Here is a 14,780-nt window from a genome sequence, read left to right as displayed (position 1 = left end):
GCGAGCGAGCTCATCGGCCGGATCACCTCTCAGCAGATAGGAGCCACGGGAGAACTCGAGGAGCGGGAACGTGTCCAGAGATTGCGGGGGCTCCAGGCTCGGCTCGTCCAGGCGATGCGGGCGGAAGGGGCAGAGGTCCTCGCCGGCCTCGTCAAGCACCCGGAGGAGCTGATGGCCCTCGTCGGAGCAAGCGGCGCGGCCGTGTTCTCCGAAGGCGGGTGCTGGACGGTGGGGCGTGTTCCTCAAGAGGCCCTGGAGGGGCTCGTCGGGTGGCTGCGCGAGACAGTCAAGGAGGAGGTCTTCCAAACCAAGGCCCTGCCTCGCCTCTACCCGCCAGCAGAAGCCTTCAAGGAGGTCGCCAGCGGCTTGCTGGCGATCTCCCTCCCCAAGCCCGCTCCCGACCATGTCCTGTGGTTTCGGCCGGAGGTCATCCAGACTGTGAACTGGGGAGGCAATCCCACCAAGCCCGTCGAGGTGGAGGGAGCGGGGATGCGCCTTCACCCGCGCCGCTCATTCGAGCTCTGGAAGGAAGTCGTCCGCTCGACGTCCCTGCCGTGGAGCTCCGCCGAGCTGGAAGTTGCCGCTGACTTGAGGCGATATGCCATCGAGGTCGACCTTGGGCGTCAGGTGGTTCGTGAGCAGGAGGCCGTTCAGACCCGGGACGACGTGGTCGCGGTCGTCTCGCACGACTTGAGGACTCCGCTCGGCGTCATCCAGATGCAAGCGGGGCGCATCCTCCGAGCTCTGCCCCCGGACACGGAGGGCCCCTGGCGGCGGGTACAAGACTCGGCCGAGGGCATTCAGCGCTCGACGAAGCGGATGAATACCCTCATCCAGGACTTGCTGGACCTCGCGAAGCTCGAGGCGGGGCGCTTCTCCATCGAGCCCACGCCCCAGGAGCTGGGGGAGCTCGTCGAGGAATGTCTGGAGCTGTTCCAGCCGCTCGCGGAGCAGAGGGGGGTCTCCCTGAGGCAGAAGCTGAGTCAGCCCGAGGTGCTGGTGAGCGCGGACCGGGAGCGAGTCTGCCAGGTGCTCTCGAACCTGGTTGGAAATGCCATCAAGTTCACTCCAGCGGGAGGCTCCATCCAGCTCAGCGCCGAGCTGGCCGCCGGCACCGTGAGGTTTGCCGTGAGTGACACCGGCCCAGGGATTCCCCAGGAGCAGCTGCCCCACCTCTTCAACCGATACTGGCAGGCCAAGAGGCGTGCGAGAGAAGGCACAGGGCTTGGCCTCTACATCGCCAAAGGCATTGTCGAAGGCCACGGGGGCCAGATGTGGGTAGAGAGCACGCCAGGCTCCGGCAGTACCTTCTTTTTCACGCTGCCGATCGTCACCCGTCCCGCAGCACCGTGAGGCGAGGGCAGAGCCCTCAAAGGGCTGTCCTTCACGGCCTACAGTGCCTTGACGTCCCACGTCACCTCGAGGCTCTCGTGCCTCCGGATGGTGACGCTCTTCAGGAAGCTTGGCATCAGTCCCGGCACGAGCCGGAGACCAGGGAGGCGCTGGACCAGGGCCTCCAGCGCGAGGCGCGCCTCGAGCCGTGCGAGCGGCGCGCCGATGCAGAAATGGAGGGCGACACCAGGAGCGGCGGCACAAGGCGCCGAACCTCTGGCCGGGAGGCGGGCCTCCGGGCCCCGGCCCATCAGCAGCACGGAGGGATAGGGAGGATTCTCCGCCCGGCCCTGCTTCCACTCCCAGGTGCCATGGCGTTCGAAGCCCAGCGGGCCAGGGTCCCCGTCGCGTCCTTCCAGGCGCAGGGTCGTGCCATCGCTCTCGATGCGCGCACCCTCGCCATACACCGGAAGGCTGCAGGTTTGCCGTGGGCGGAGGGGCCCGGAAGGGAACCGGGCCCAGTACTCGGAGCACACGTAGCCTGCACAGACGGGTCTACCGGACAACGGCAGGAGCACCGGCGCGTCCGCATGCAGGCGCCCTTGCACCGTGGCCCAGGGAGTGTCGCCACACCCGACCAGCGACACCGCCAGCAGGGCCAGTGCCGACAGCCGGGACCTGGAGAGACTCTCGATCATGGACCCATCATGTCACTACAGGCCCGTCACCCGAACCGGCGCGGTGCGCTGGGTGGTCTCCTCGCCCTCCTTGAAGATGGCGATCCCGTACGTGCCTGCATGCCGGCCTCAGCTGAGGACCCTATAGCGCACGAAGAGGAGACCGTTGTCGAACGCGCGGTGGTCGAGACGCTCGAGCTTCAGCGTTTGCCACACATCCTGGAACATCGGGGTGCCCCCGCCGACGACCACGGGCACGTAGTAGATGCTGACCTCGTCGATGAGGCCCTGCTTCATGAAGGACGCGGCGAGCGTCGGCCCGGAAATGCTGATGTCCTTCTCTGTATCGGCCTTGAGGCGCCGGAGGTCGTCCGCGCTCAGCTCGCGGACCAGCCGCGTCCGCTTGCTCGTCACCTTTTCGAGGCTCTTGGAGACGACGATCTTGTCGACAGCCTGCCAAGCGCGGGAGAAGTCACGGAAGTAGGGCTCGAGACTCTCGTCCTGGTCGGCGGTTTCCCAGTAGACCATCGTCTCGTACATGCGCCGCCCGTAGATCGCCAGCCCTTCGCGCTCCTGCTCCGTTTCGGCGAACCTGTGCGCATCCTCGCTCACGTGGCCCCAGTCGAATCCGCCTTTGCGGTCGTTGATGTAGCCGTCGAGCGACGTCATCATGCCGAAGGTAACCTTGCCCATTTTTCGCCTCCTCCTATGTAGGAGCAGCACAATCCGCATACTTCAACGGCCGGAGGATGCCCAGGCCTCCTGAGCTACACGCTGGGGCGGATGGGGGACACGAGGTGGCCAGGCAGGGAGCCCTCGCGCGCCAGGCGTCGGCGGTAGCGCAGGTGGCGCAGGCGCGTAAGGTGCACCAGGGGGGTCCATACCTTGTGTGTGAGGCGGTGGCGGATGAGGAAGCGCCAGAGGAAGTTGCTGCGCTTGTAGAGCAGGGCCATCGCCAGGTACGGCAGCACGGCGCTGGCCTGGTGAGGGCTGCGCGCCCAGATGGAGGAGAGGGAGAAGAGCCGCCGGTAGATCCACGCGTAGCCCGCCTCCAGTGCCTCGGGGCTCATGTGGCGGGGACGGAAGACGCAGTGGGCGGTGTCGTAGAGCGACCAGTCCTTGTGCAGCAGGCGCCCCTCCGCCTCCATGCGGCGGAACAGCGGCGTGTTGGGGTAGGGGGTAAGGAGGTGGAAGGTGGCGCACTCGAGCCGGTTCTCCTCGATCCAGCGCGCCAGGTTCTCGAAGACGTCGGGCCGGTCGTGGTCGAAGCCGAGCACGAAGCTGCCGTTCACCTGGATGCCATTGCGGTGGAACACCTCCACCCGGCGGGCGTAGTCATCGGCGCGGGGGCTCTTCTTCCCCGCCGCTCGGATGTTGTCGTCGGTGAGGCTCTCGAAGCCGATGAAGACGCCGGTGCACCCGGCGAGCGCCATCTCGCGCACCAGCTCGGGCTCATCCGTCACGTCCAGGGTGACGGCGGCGCTCCAGATCTTCTCCAGCGGGGCCAGCGCCCGGCACAGCTCGCGCAGGTAGCGGCGGCTCGAGCCGAGGTTGTTGTCAACGAACACGCCATAGGGCGCGCCCGTGACGTGGAACTCAGCAGCCACCTGTTCGGGGGAGCGCATCTGGTACTTGATGCGGGTGTCGCCGGTGGCCAGGTAGCAGAAGTCGCAACGGTTGTGGCAGCCCTGGGTGGCGATGAGGGAGGTGGGGGTGAGGAAGCCGTAGTCGGGCAGGATGCTCCGGTCGGGCGGCGGGTCGGATGCGTAGTCGCGGTACTCGGCGCTGTAGCGCGGCTGGAGCTGCCCGCGCTCGATGTCCCTCAACATGCGGGGCCAGACGGGCACGCCGTTGCCCACGCAAATGGCGTCCGCGTGGGCCTGCACCTCATCCGGGCAGGACAGGGCGTGCAGGCCGCCCATCACCACGATGCAGCCGTGGGCCTTGAACCAGGCGGCCAGCTCGTAGGCGCGCCGGGCGAAGGTGAGGTGCACGCTGATGCCGACCACCTGAGGTAGCTCGTCCATGGGGGGTGGGCCCTGCAGGAGGTTCTCGTCCCAGTAGCGCAGGCGCCACTCGGGCGGCGTGGCTCCGGCGAGGCTGGTGAGGGCCAGCGTGGGCGTGAGCACGTGCTTGCCGAAGCTGGCGTTCACGTCCTTGGGGTAGAAGGGGTTCACCAGCAGCGCTGTACGCGGCACGGGTGTCCCCTTGCGCGCGGGCGGCAGCACGGGGGCCACCTGCATCGGATCCACGCGCTTCATGGGCCACAGCTCCATCCACGTCCTCCTTCGAAGTTGACGCGGAGCAAGCTACCCACCCCTTGCGAGGGATTTGGGACCGCCGGGATGAGCGGTCGGAACGCGCGGCCGAGCGGTCGGAGCCGGTCCTCCGGGAATTGCTGGAGGCCGGATAGTGGCTAATGTCGACGTGGGGAGAGGCGATCGTGTAGCTGCGGCGCACGCTATTGGCGACCTCTCTTTTCCCGTCCTCTCGTAAACGACGTCTGGCTGGGAACGGGCAGCCTACGAGGGTGGTGGGCTCCCCGTGCGCCAGGGAGTCGCATCCCACCTTGATTCCTCCAGGCCCGAGGGGAATATGCTCGAAGGCTTCCACCCCGTTCCTTGCGAGAGCGCCCCATGGACACCCAGTACGACGCAATCGCTGCGGACTACCAGAAGGCCAAGCGTCTCCCCATCTTCGAGGTCTTCGAGCACACCTTGCTCACGCACCTGGGGGATGTGAGAGGCAGGTCCGTCCTGGACCTCGCCTGCGGGGAGGGCTTCCACACCCGCCGGCTCAAGCAGCTCGGTGCGGGGCGCACGGTTGGCGTGGATGTCTCGGAACAGATGCTCCTGCTGGCGCGGCAGCAGGAGGCCCGGGAGCCGCTCGGGATTGAGTACATCCACAGCCCGGTGCAGCGGCTCGGCAGGCTTGGAACGTTCGACTTCGTCACGGCGGTCTTCCTGCTCAACTATGCCGGGTCCACTGAGGACCTGCTGCAGATGTGCCGGGTGGTCCATGACCACCTGGCGCCTGGGCAGACCTTCTTCGCCATCAACGACAACTGTGGCGTGGCCGCCCGCGACCCGGAGGGCTACCGCCAGTACGGCTTTGCCTACACGGGCTCGCCCCAGCCTGCAGACGGTGAGCCCCTGCGTGTCGAGCTCCAGACAGCTCCCCAGCAGTGGACCGGCTTCGAGATTCGCTGCTTCCTGCGCGAGACCTACGAGTGGGCGCTGCGAACGGCGGGCTTCCAGCACGTGCGCTGGCACCGGCTGCAGGTTCCTCCCGCGCTTGAGCAGCAGTTCCCGCCGGGGTTCTGGACCCCCTTCCTCGAAAAGGAGCCGGAAGTCCTGATCGAGGCCCGCAAGTAGCAGGGGGCCTTGCCTCGCTGCCTGGCCGCGCTGGACCGCTACGAGGAGCTGCTGTGGGGCGGTGACGCGGTCGTCGTCTACGACAGCCTCTACAAGGGCCACCGCGAGGCGGTGGTGAAGGGCGCCGCCTTCGTGAAGGGCGACCTCCTCGACACCGCCACCCTGCGCGACACGCTGAAGCAGCACCGCGTGGAGGCGGTGGTGCACATGGCAGCCGACTCGCTGGTGGGCGAGTCGGTGAAGGAGCCGGCGAAGTACTTCCGCATCCGGGATTGCTTCGAACGAGACGCGGACATCGGAGTCGGAGCGGAGGCTTGCGCTGCATGGAGGCGGCGGGAATCGAACCCACAGCAAGGCGAGAGCAAAACCCCAAGCAGGTCGCGCTGTTACCGGCTAACGTCTTGATCTCACGTCGGATCGGTCTCCCGCCCTGTCCCGTCTCGTCCCGTCTGGTTCCGCCTGATGCCGCGCTGGAGGGGTAGAGTCGACGGGAGGCGCGGTGCCGCTCGGGCTCGTCGGCGCCTGCTGCGAGGGTCCGCTTTCGCTCGCCCTCTCGCCGAGTCTCACCCACGGTCCGTTTCCTCCACGCCGCTCATCGAACCGGACGTGCAGATTTCCTGCATCCGGCTCTCGGACAGGTCTCACGCGACGCGTGTCGGCGCAGAAGTGCACGTGGCTCCTTCTACGTGCACTTCCTGGCTCCACCTTGGCCTTCGCGTACAGCTTCGTTCGGGGATCTTCGAGCTATGTAAGGGTTGTAGGCTCACGCCAATCTCCCGCTGCGTTCTCTCCTTGCGAAGCATCCTGAACCAGGGCCTCTTCCCTCCACGGTCGTTACCCGCTTCTCAGGTACTGTAGGGCCCTCCGACTCCTGGCCCTCACCACGCTCCGGGAGCGTGTTCGGGTTGCCATCCCGCTCGGACCAGGTCTCCCGTGTTGCGCACCTCACCGTGTGCATGCATGCCGCGCCCACTACCCCGGTGGAACGCCCAGCGATGCTTCGTCGACCTTCTCGCTGGACGCATGGCCTTCCCTGTATGTGAGCCAGGTCGGCTCCCACGATTGCCCTTTCGGGGCCTGCTCAGGCTTCACTCACGTTGCGGCCTGCACACTTGCTCGACCTCCTTTCGAGGCCTTCTGTCTCTGGGCTTCGAGTCCGAGGGTCGCCCCTCGTCCCCGCCAGATAGCTACCGAGGGGGTCGACTTCCTCCTCGGGCGGGACTTCCACCCGCTGGTCAAGTGCACCTTCACGGCGCACTCACATTGGGGGCACATGCGGCCCAACTGGGTGAAGTCACTGCTGGATCATACGACTCCGTGAGGCCTCTCCACCCGCCGGGCGCACAACCCTGCGGCAAGTGCCCGTAGCTACAAGGTTTCCTTGAGTCATTTCGGGCTGACCCTCTGAATGCAGATTTTCTGCATAACCCCTCAGGTCACCGGCTCTAGAGGGTTATGCCCGTGCAGCCCAGAGGATTCCCTTGATGAAGTTCCTCCTGGCCCTTTCCCGCTTCAGCCTCTCCGCTTTTTTTGTCGTCACCCTCTCGCCGCCCGTCGCGGCGCAGACAAAGGAAGAGCCCGGTTTCCAGATCCCTGCGGAGGAGCGAGAGGCCGCCATCAAGATTCGAGAAGCAGCCCTCGGCGAGAGGGATTCCCAGGTCGCGAGCTTGCTCGAAAGCCTCGCGAGTCGCTACCAAGCCAAGGCGTTTTACGGTCGAGCCATACCGCTCTATGAGTGCGCGCTCGCCATTCGGGAAGCATCCCTCGGCAAAAATCATCTTCACGTCGCCAAGACGCTCACCGACCTCGTCACCCTGTACTGGGACCAGGGATTGTACGCTCGAGCCGAGCTACTCAATGAGCGCGCACTCGCCGTCCAGGAAGCGGCCATGGGTCGGAGCCTTCTTGACCCCGCGTTCTACGAACGAGCCACCTGCACTCCCGAAGTCGTTTCCTACAAGGACCTCTACAAGGACCTGGGGTTGTCCGATCACCCAGACGATCCGCTTACAGCGCAGGCGCCTGCCCTGGAAGAAGCGACCTTCGGCAGCGCCCCCTTGAGTATCGCCGATGTGCTTACCCACATCGCCCAGCGCCGGCTGGTCCAGCATCGCCTAGCTGGAGCCCTGCCGCTCTTGACCTGTTCTTTCGCCATCTCAGAGCAGCGCCTGCGGCGAGAGGCGCTCAACTTCTCCGAGGCGCGCCTGGCCAGCTTCCTCCAGCGACTGCGCTCTGACGAGGAGCGTCTCTACGCACTGCTGCGCGCCTATCCAGAGGATACCAGCGTACGACGCCTGGCCCTCAGCGCAGTGCTTCTGCTCAAAGGCCGCTCCGTCGAGGAGACGGCCGACATCTCCCGCGTCGTTTACCGGAGCCTGGGCCCCGAGGACCGCCACTCCTTCGAGCGGCTACGGGAACTGCGAACCCAACTGGCCGCGCTGACGCTCGGAGGATCCGGTCCGCTCGCCCCGGCTGACCATGGACAGCGCTTGAGAGAACTCGCGGAGCAGGGTGACACGCTGGAGGCTCTTCTGGCCAGGAATTCCGCGCCGCTGCGCGCGCTGGCCGAGCTGCCTTTTCGAGATGAAATCGCCGACCGTGTCGCCGTGGCCCTCCCCAAGGACGGTGCGCTCGTCGAGTTCATTGCGTACACGGACCGCCCGCTGATTCCCAGGCTTGGCAGCCAGCCTCACTACCTGGCGCTGGTGCTCTTCCCCGATGCCAGCACCCGTGCCCTGGACCTGGGACCGGCAGAGCCCATTGACTCCGCCGCCTCGCGCCTGCGCAACGCCTTGGCCAACCGCGGTGTTTCCTTCGAAGCCTCCGCTCAGGCGCTCTATCAGCTCGCCTTCAAGCCCCTCCTGCCCTTGCTGGGCGACCGCCGCCGCCTGTTCCTCTCGCCTGACGGACAGCTCTCACTGGTGCCCTTCGCTGCACTTCACGATGGCCACCAGTTCCTCATCGAATCCTACGACATCACCTATCTCACCTCTGGCAAGGACCTGCTGCCCCGTCCTCGGGAAACGGCTCCTCCTGACTCGGTGGTCGTTCTCGCGGATCCGGACTTCAGCACCTCTCCCCAAGCATTGGCCGCCCTTGGCGGGCAACCGGCGGGGCCGACCTTGCACTCCTTTTCCCTGGAGCGCTTCTTCTCCACTCTGCGCGCGAACGTGGCGGAGCGCCCCTGGGGCCCTCTGCCCGGCTCACGTCAGGAGGCCGCGGCCATCCGACGCCTGATCCCCCAAGCCCAGCTCTTCCTGGGCGCGGAGGCCACCAAGGAGCGGCTGTTGCGCCTGTCCAGGCCGGGCGTGCTCCACCTGGCCACCCACGGCTTCTTCCTCGCGGACGCACCCGCGCCCAAGGGCTCCCGCGCCGTGGGTCACTTCGGAGCGCTTGGCGACGGTGCACCCGCTCAGCTTCCTCCCGATCCTCTCCTGCGCTCGGGTCTCGTGTTGGCGGGCGCCCGCGCTAGGATGCCTGCCTCCTCCGGCGCCACAAAGTCCCAGCTCGACACCACCCTGGTGACGGCGCTAGAGCTCGCAGGACTCGACTTGTGGGGCACCGAGCTCGTCGTGCTCTCCGCCTGTGACACCGGCCGTGGCGACATCCGGCTTGGCCAGGGTGTCTATGGGTTGCGCCGCGCCCTCGTCGCTGCCGGCGCCGAGACCGTGGTGATGAGCCTGTGGAAGGTGAACGACGACATCACCCATGTGCTGATGGAGGACTACTACCGCAACCTCCTGGCAGGTCAGGGCCGTGCCGCCGCCCTACATGCGGCCATGCGCTCGCTGCGCCGGAGTCACCCCCACCCCTACTTCTGGGCCCCCTTCATTGCGCTCGGTCGCGACGCCCCCGTGCGCGCACTCGCGCCCACTCCCCAGAAGCCACCGAGCCGGTAGCTCGGCCAACCCAGGCGTCGTCGAGGCAGCTCGCCCAGATGCACGGCCAAGGAAGAGCAGGCCCACAGTGCTGGGAGAGTGGCCTCTTCCAGGCGCCCCAGGCAACGAAGCACTGACGATATGAACAGGTCTCCTCTCATGCCCCAGTCTTGGTGCCATCGCACGGTTCTTCCCGCCCTCGTGGTCTCCCTCATGGCCGCCACGGCCTGCAGTGAACGCCCCGCTCCTGCCGCTACCTCCTCGACACAGCCTACGCCAACGTCGCCGGAGGCCTCTCCGTCCACGGCCACGCCACCTGTGGCCTCCAGCGGTGAGGTGACTGCGGCCACCGCAGCGACGTCGGAGCCTGTGGGTGGCGAGCTGGCCGGCGTACACTATGTCGAGCGGCTCCTCGGCGGCGCGCGACCTGATGAGCCGCTGCCGATGATCGTCACACTCCATCCGATGGGTGCGGACCCGCTGGGTGCCGAGGCGCTGTTCGCGCGCTACCCGGGGAAGGCCCGGCTCATCATCCCCTATGGGCACCCCAGCGGTGGGGCGTACTTCTGGTACTTCGACAAGGACCGCGCCAGGGGTGCACGGGCTGCGGCGGATCGGCTCGCGCCGCTTCTGGCCGCGCTCACCGCAGCGCGCCCCACGGTGGGCAAGCCCCTGGTGATGGGCCTCTCTCAGGGAGCGGTTGTCGCGTATGCGATGGCGCTCGCCCATCCCGAGTCGGTCAGCGCGATCTTTCCCGTGAGTGGTGTGCTCCCGCCCACGCTTCTCTCTCATTCCCAGGCCTCCGCTGAGCTGCCCGTCGTCCATGCCTTCCATGGGGTCGCAGACCCGGTGTTTCCCGTGGCGCTGGCACGCGAGTCTGTCGCCGAGATGCGCGCGGCCGGCTTCCACGCCGACCTGCGCGAGTACGCGAACGTTACTCACATGCCCGACGAGGCCGAGATGCGAGACCTGCTCAGCGCCATGGCCGGTGCGGTGCGGTTCTGAGCCAGGGCTGGCCGGAGGAGACAGAACGTGGGAGGGGCAGGCATGGGAGAGGTGCCGGGGCGTGCTCGCTGAACTTGTCCGACAAGCATACAGGTTCGTGCAGAGCGCGCGGCCGGGGCCTCCTGCGCACCAGTCCGTGGGCCGCAGAGTGCCCGTGGGCCCTGGGCGAGCGAGACGCCGGGGCTGAGCGAGAGATGCCAGAGGGGTACACTGGGGGCACATGAGGAAACCAGGGCCACGAAAAGCCCCGCAGCCCACTAAAGATTGCTGAGTTGCTGAATGTGGAGGCGGCGGGAATCGAACCCGCCGCCATACATCCCAGCACAACCTGAGTCCCGAGCGGCCCCACCCAGGGGCTCCAGCCCAGCGCTCATCGCCACGGCAGTTCTCGCGGCGTTGGAACCAGCGTCTCGGCTCCTTCGATGACGAGACTCGATCTGGAGAACTCGACCCCTGGCGGCCCGAGCATGGCGAGCCCGAACGCGTAGGAGCGTACCGCAGACTCAATGGAACTCCGTCACTCTCACTGCGCCTCGCGCGGAGCTTCCTGCCCCGGCGCGAAGACGCTTAGCTCATGGCGCTGGAGCCCTGGCGCGTTCTGGCGGACAACAGCGGGGTAGGGGAAGAGCCGCTGCAGCTCTCCCTCGGGCTGCGTGGCGAACGTCCGGACGATGGCGCGGTTCACTCGCATCTGCTTCCGCTCGTGGAGGCCTTCCGAGATGCCCGTCGTGAAGGACCAGAACCCCGAGATCATCGCCGCAGAGAGGACAACGCCCATGAGGAGGCTGCGGCGCTCTGGCGCCTGGAGCGCGAGGAGCGCCCGGTGCAGCCCGACGAAGGCGAGCACCGTGAAGGTCGTGTAGCGCGAGGAGAGCCCGTACTCCCGGCCGTACCCCGCCCGGGAGATGAGCACCAGGACCGCCGCGGCGCCCGCATAGAGGACCAGCCCCAGCGCAAACGTCGTCGGGCCCTGCTCCACGCGCCGTCGCCGCAGCTCGAAGGCGATGACGCCCAGGCCCGCCAGGAACAGGGCCCCGAAGGCCATGGCCGTGGGGAACGTGTCCGCCGTCACCGCCCCCAGCGCGCCCAGCATGAACAGGAAGGAGTCCCCGGGAGAGCGCAGGAAGGTCCACGGGTCCGGGTGATCGAAGTTGCTGTGGCGGTTCCAGGTGTAGAGGACCACCGCGAGCGTCCCGGCCACGCTCCAGCCGAGCACCGCGCGCCAGGCGGTGCGGCCCTCGAGCCGGCCCTGCCAGAGCAGCGCGATGAGCCCCACGGGCCAGATGGCCATGCCCGAGCCGAATGAGAAGCTCGCCACGAAGGCTGCACCCGTGGCCCCCGCCCAGCGAGCCCCGAGCCCTCGAGTGCCGTCCAGCAGCAGCAGGCTGAGGACGCTGAAGAGCACGCAGAGGGTGATCTGGATCTGCCAGCCCCAGATGAGGTTGTTGTACTGGCGGAAGGTGAAGACGAGCCAGGCGATGGGCAGGAAGGCGATCAGCGAGCGGTTCGAGGCCCCGTACGCGCGCACGTGGGCATGGAGGAGCACGGCGCCCAGCGCCACCAGCAGCGCCGCGTTGAAGTACATCTCCGCCACGGTGTTCCACCGCGTGAGCGCGGCCAGCCCCAGCATGATGAGGCGCGGGAAGAAGATGCGGTGCTCGTTGTGCTGCGCGAACAGCGCCTCGAGCGTGAGCCGCCCTTCGTAGAAGTCCACCAGGGTGGGCACGAACTCCCACTGATCGAAGAAGGGGACGTTCACTCCGAAGCGGTAGACGTAGTTGAAGGGGAGGAACGCGGGGAAGGCCAGCGCGAGGAAGATCAGGTACCGGATCCACCGCGACTGCGCCCCCTCTGGAGGCTGCCCTCCCGCCGCCTGCGTCTCTGGAGTGTCCATGGTCCCCTGGGTCCGCAGGGGCTCTACTTCACCTGGAAGGGGACGGCAATTCGTGAATCCCTCCGGCGCGCCAGGGCATGAACCTCTGGCGCGCCCGGGCTACCCGTTACGGGCAGATGTCGCGGTCGACCAGCGGGTTGATGTGGCCCTCGGCGTTGCCCGACATCGACTTCGCGTAGATGCCACCCTCGAAGGCTCCATTGGCGAAGGTGACGTGGGCGTACGGGGCCAGGATCGTGCCGTGGAAGCCGAAGCCGTGGGCGTTGATGCTCGTGGCATCCACGAAGTTGTAGAGCACGCTCCGCGAGGTGATGCCGCCGCTGAAGGAGATGCCAAAGCCATTGAAGGTGGGCGGGTTGCCGCGGATGTTGACCACCACGAAGGAGTTTGCCGGCGCGTCAATGGACCACAGCACGGCGCCGCTGAAGGCGCTGGCGCTCACGTCGAAGACGTTCAGGCTCGCGTTCGTGCCACGCATCATCACGCCGCCCCAGTTCTCGCGCCGGGTGGTGCCATTGGCCGTCCGGCTGGCCAGCTGCGCGGACTGGCTGCGCAGCTCGGCAAACCGGGCCGCGAAGTCGATGGGCGTGCCCTGCGCCCGGGTGCCCCGCGGGTACACCACGGTCGTATCGGCGCTGAAGCTGCCCCCGTACCGGGCGTCGCCCCAGACACCGCCGTTGGTGAGCGTCAGGTTGCCGCCCGCCACCAGCGTGTTGGAGAGGTTGTTGTCCGCCAGCCGGTGGCCCACCGAGAAGTGGTTCATGGTGATGTTGCCACCCGCCGCCACCTTGCCCTCTACGTCCGTGCCCAGGGTGTAGTCCCCCTGCAGGAACAGGCTGTACTCACCCAGGCGGAGGTTGATGCAGGTGGCGCACGGCCCCACCGTGAGCTGGCGAGTGGCGGTGCGCACGTTTCCGGCCGGATCCGCCACGCGGAAGGTGGTGGTGTACTGGCCCGCACGCGTCCGGTCGAGGTTGCTGGTGACAGTGATGTTCGGCGTCAGGTTCCCGGAGCACGTGTCGTTGGCCGTGGCGCCCGGATCCGTGTACGGCGCGCCACACGCCAACGTCACACTGGCCGAGCCATTGAGCGTCAGCGTCGGCAGCGTCGTGTCTCTCACGGTGACGACCCGGCTCACCTCAGGGGCCGCACGGTTCGCGCCGTCCCTCACGTTGTAGCGCAGCACGTAGGTTCCCGGGACGGCCGCGTTCACAGTGCCCGTCTTCACAATCGCGCCGCTCAGGTTGCCCGAGCACTGATCGGCGGCCGTGGCGCCTGAATCCGTGTAGGCCGCACCGCACTCCAGGGCCGCGTTGGCCAGGCCGTTCAGCGTCACGGTGGGCACCAGCGTGTCGGCCACCGTCACCGTGCGAGTCACGGGCGCGGAGGCGTTGCCAGCCGAGTCCGTGGACACGTAGCTCAGCGAGTAGGTGCCGGGCGTCCCCACGTTCACCGAGCCCGTGCGAGTGACGGGCTTCGTGCCCTCGCACAGGTCGCTCGCGCTGGTGCCAGGATCCGTGTACGTGCCACCCGCCACGCACTCGAGCGACTGGCTCGCAGGACCGTTGAGCGTCACCATCGGCGGCGCCTGGTCCACCACCGTCACCACACCCGTGCAGGAGGACCAGCGGCCACCCTGGTCCGTGCACTTCAACGTCACCGACGTGTTGCCGATGCCATACGGGCCCGCCGGAGTCTGCGTGCATCCCGCCAGATCGTTGTCCGCATCATAGGAGCCGTTGTCGATGCTGGCGGACTCGCCGCAGGTGTACTCGGCCACCACCGTCACGTTCTTGCAGAGCGTCGCCGGCGGGTTGCTGGAAGGCGGAAGGGTGGGGAGCCTGCAGGACGCGGTGCAGGCGCCGATGCTGCCGGCGGCGTCACTGGTGCGGCCGTTGTTGGCTCCCAGGTCGCACTCTTCCCCGTAGGCACTGTCCACGACGCCGTCGCCGCACCAGTTGAGGCGGCACGAGTACGAGCAGGTGTCCCCCGCGGACTGCCCCGGCAGCGCAGGCTGGCCATTCATGCCATCCCCCAGGTCGCACTCCTCACCCGTGGGATTCTCGGAGAGGCCACAGCCGATCGCCTGGGGCGAGGCCCCGCGAACCAGGATGTAGGGCGTGCTCACAAAGGGCGTCTCCTCGCCAGGGGCCACGAGGACGTCCGAGTAGGTGCGCTGGCCGGGGATCGTCTGCTCCGGGGTGCTCATCGCCACCGCGGCGACCGAGAAGTTCTGCTCCGGGAAGTGGGTGAACACCGAGCGCGCCGCGCACCCGTTGCCGGTGAGCAGCCCGTCCCACATGTCCCGAGAGATCAGGTTCGGATACATCTGGAAGATGTGGCTGCTGTCCGTGCAGCCCGGTACGCCCTGCACCCGGAAGGTGCCGAACGGCTCCAGCAGCGTCACCTGCATGGGCTCCGTGACGCCCTGGTACGCGCAGCCCAGGGAGATGTACATGCCGGTGCGCTTCTGCACCGAGTTGAGGACGTGGCGGATTGCGTTCTCCACCAGCTGCGGCGTCTCGTTGGTGGTCGCGTCCGTGGCGAGCAGCGCGATGTCGCCGTCGACGATGTCACCCCAAGCCTTGCGCGTGTCGATCGCGGCCTGGAACGCGGCCGT

At 67.4% G+C, this 14,780-nt stretch carries 10 protein-coding genes and 1 pseudogene; 6 read left to right on the top strand and 5 right to left on the bottom strand.

Annotated elements, in window-relative coordinates:
- On the top strand, positions 1-1,353 hold a 1,353-nt coding region (locus VD972_RS15780; RefSeq protein WP_324987678.1), incomplete at its 5' end, for an ATP-binding protein.
- 38 nt (positions 1,354-1,391) lie between these two features.
- Here the strand turns inward: VD972_RS15780 and VD972_RS15775 are convergent.
- The 3 genes from VD972_RS15775 to VD972_RS15765 all read right to left on the bottom strand — a co-directional run bounded on the left by VD972_RS15775 (position 1,392) and on the right by VD972_RS15765 (position 4,285).
- Entirely contained in the window at positions 1,392-2,030 is a 639-nt protein-coding gene (locus VD972_RS15775; RefSeq protein WP_324987675.1) for a hypothetical protein, read from the bottom strand.
- Positions 2,031-2,138: 108 nt separating this feature from the next.
- Positions 2,139-2,702 (bottom strand): dihydrofolate reductase family protein, encoded by a 564-nt coding sequence (locus VD972_RS15770; RefSeq protein WP_324987673.1) that lies wholly within the window; start codon positions 2,700-2,702, stop codon positions 2,139-2,141.
- A 74-nt stretch (positions 2,703-2,776) separates the two neighbouring features.
- Positions 2,777-4,285 (bottom strand): B12-binding domain-containing radical SAM protein, encoded by a 1,509-nt coding sequence (locus tag VD972_RS15765; protein WP_324987671.1) that lies wholly within the window; start codon positions 4,283-4,285, stop codon positions 2,777-2,779.
- A gap of 360 nt (positions 4,286-4,645) precedes the next feature.
- On the opposite strand from VD972_RS15765, the gene VD972_RS15760 reads away from it, so the two are divergent.
- From VD972_RS15760 to VD972_RS15740, 5 genes and pseudogenes are all read left to right on the top strand, one after another.
- Positions 4,646-5,383: a class I SAM-dependent methyltransferase gene (locus VD972_RS15760; RefSeq protein ID WP_324987668.1), complete on the top strand. Its 738-nt coding sequence runs from the start codon at positions 4,646-4,648 to the stop codon at positions 5,381-5,383.
- 9 nt (positions 5,384-5,392) lie between these two features.
- Positions 5,393-5,788, top strand: coding sequence for a GDP-mannose 4,6-dehydratase (locus VD972_RS15755; RefSeq protein ID WP_324987665.1), 396 nt, complete (start codon positions 5,393-5,395; stop codon positions 5,786-5,788).
- A 1,262-nt stretch (positions 5,789-7,050) separates the two neighbouring features.
- Positions 7,051-7,269 (top strand): annotated as a pseudogene (locus VD972_RS15750) (tetratricopeptide repeat protein); the annotation flags it as partial.
- Positions 7,270-7,272: 3 nt separating this feature from the next.
- Complete coding sequence (locus VD972_RS15745) at positions 7,273-9,282, top strand: CHAT domain-containing protein (protein WP_324987681.1); 2,010 nt, start codon at positions 7,273-7,275, stop codon at positions 9,280-9,282.
- A gap of 423 nt (positions 9,283-9,705) precedes the next feature.
- Complete coding sequence (locus VD972_RS15740; protein WP_324987662.1) at positions 9,706-10,266, top strand: alpha/beta hydrolase-fold protein; 561 nt, start codon at positions 9,706-9,708, stop codon at positions 10,264-10,266.
- Positions 10,267-10,789: 523 nt separating this feature from the next.
- On the opposite strand, the gene VD972_RS15735 is transcribed toward VD972_RS15740, so the two are convergent.
- Both VD972_RS15735 and VD972_RS15730 read right to left on the bottom strand, forming a co-directional pair.
- Positions 10,790-12,160: a hypothetical protein gene (locus VD972_RS15735; RefSeq protein ID WP_324987660.1), complete on the bottom strand. Its 1,371-nt coding sequence runs from the start codon at positions 12,158-12,160 to the stop codon at positions 10,790-10,792.
- 106 nt (positions 12,161-12,266) lie between these two features.
- On the bottom strand, positions 12,267-14,780 hold a 2,514-nt coding region (locus VD972_RS15730; RefSeq protein ID WP_324987657.1), incomplete at its 5' end, for a choice-of-anchor A family protein.

The organism is Hyalangium sp., assembly GCF_035629615.1.
Classification (GTDB): Bacteria; Myxococcota; Myxococcia; order Myxococcales; family Myxococcaceae; genus Hyalangium.
The sequence above is the reverse complement of the archived record's forward strand: the minus strand, read 5'-3'. Positions and strand labels throughout refer to the sequence as shown.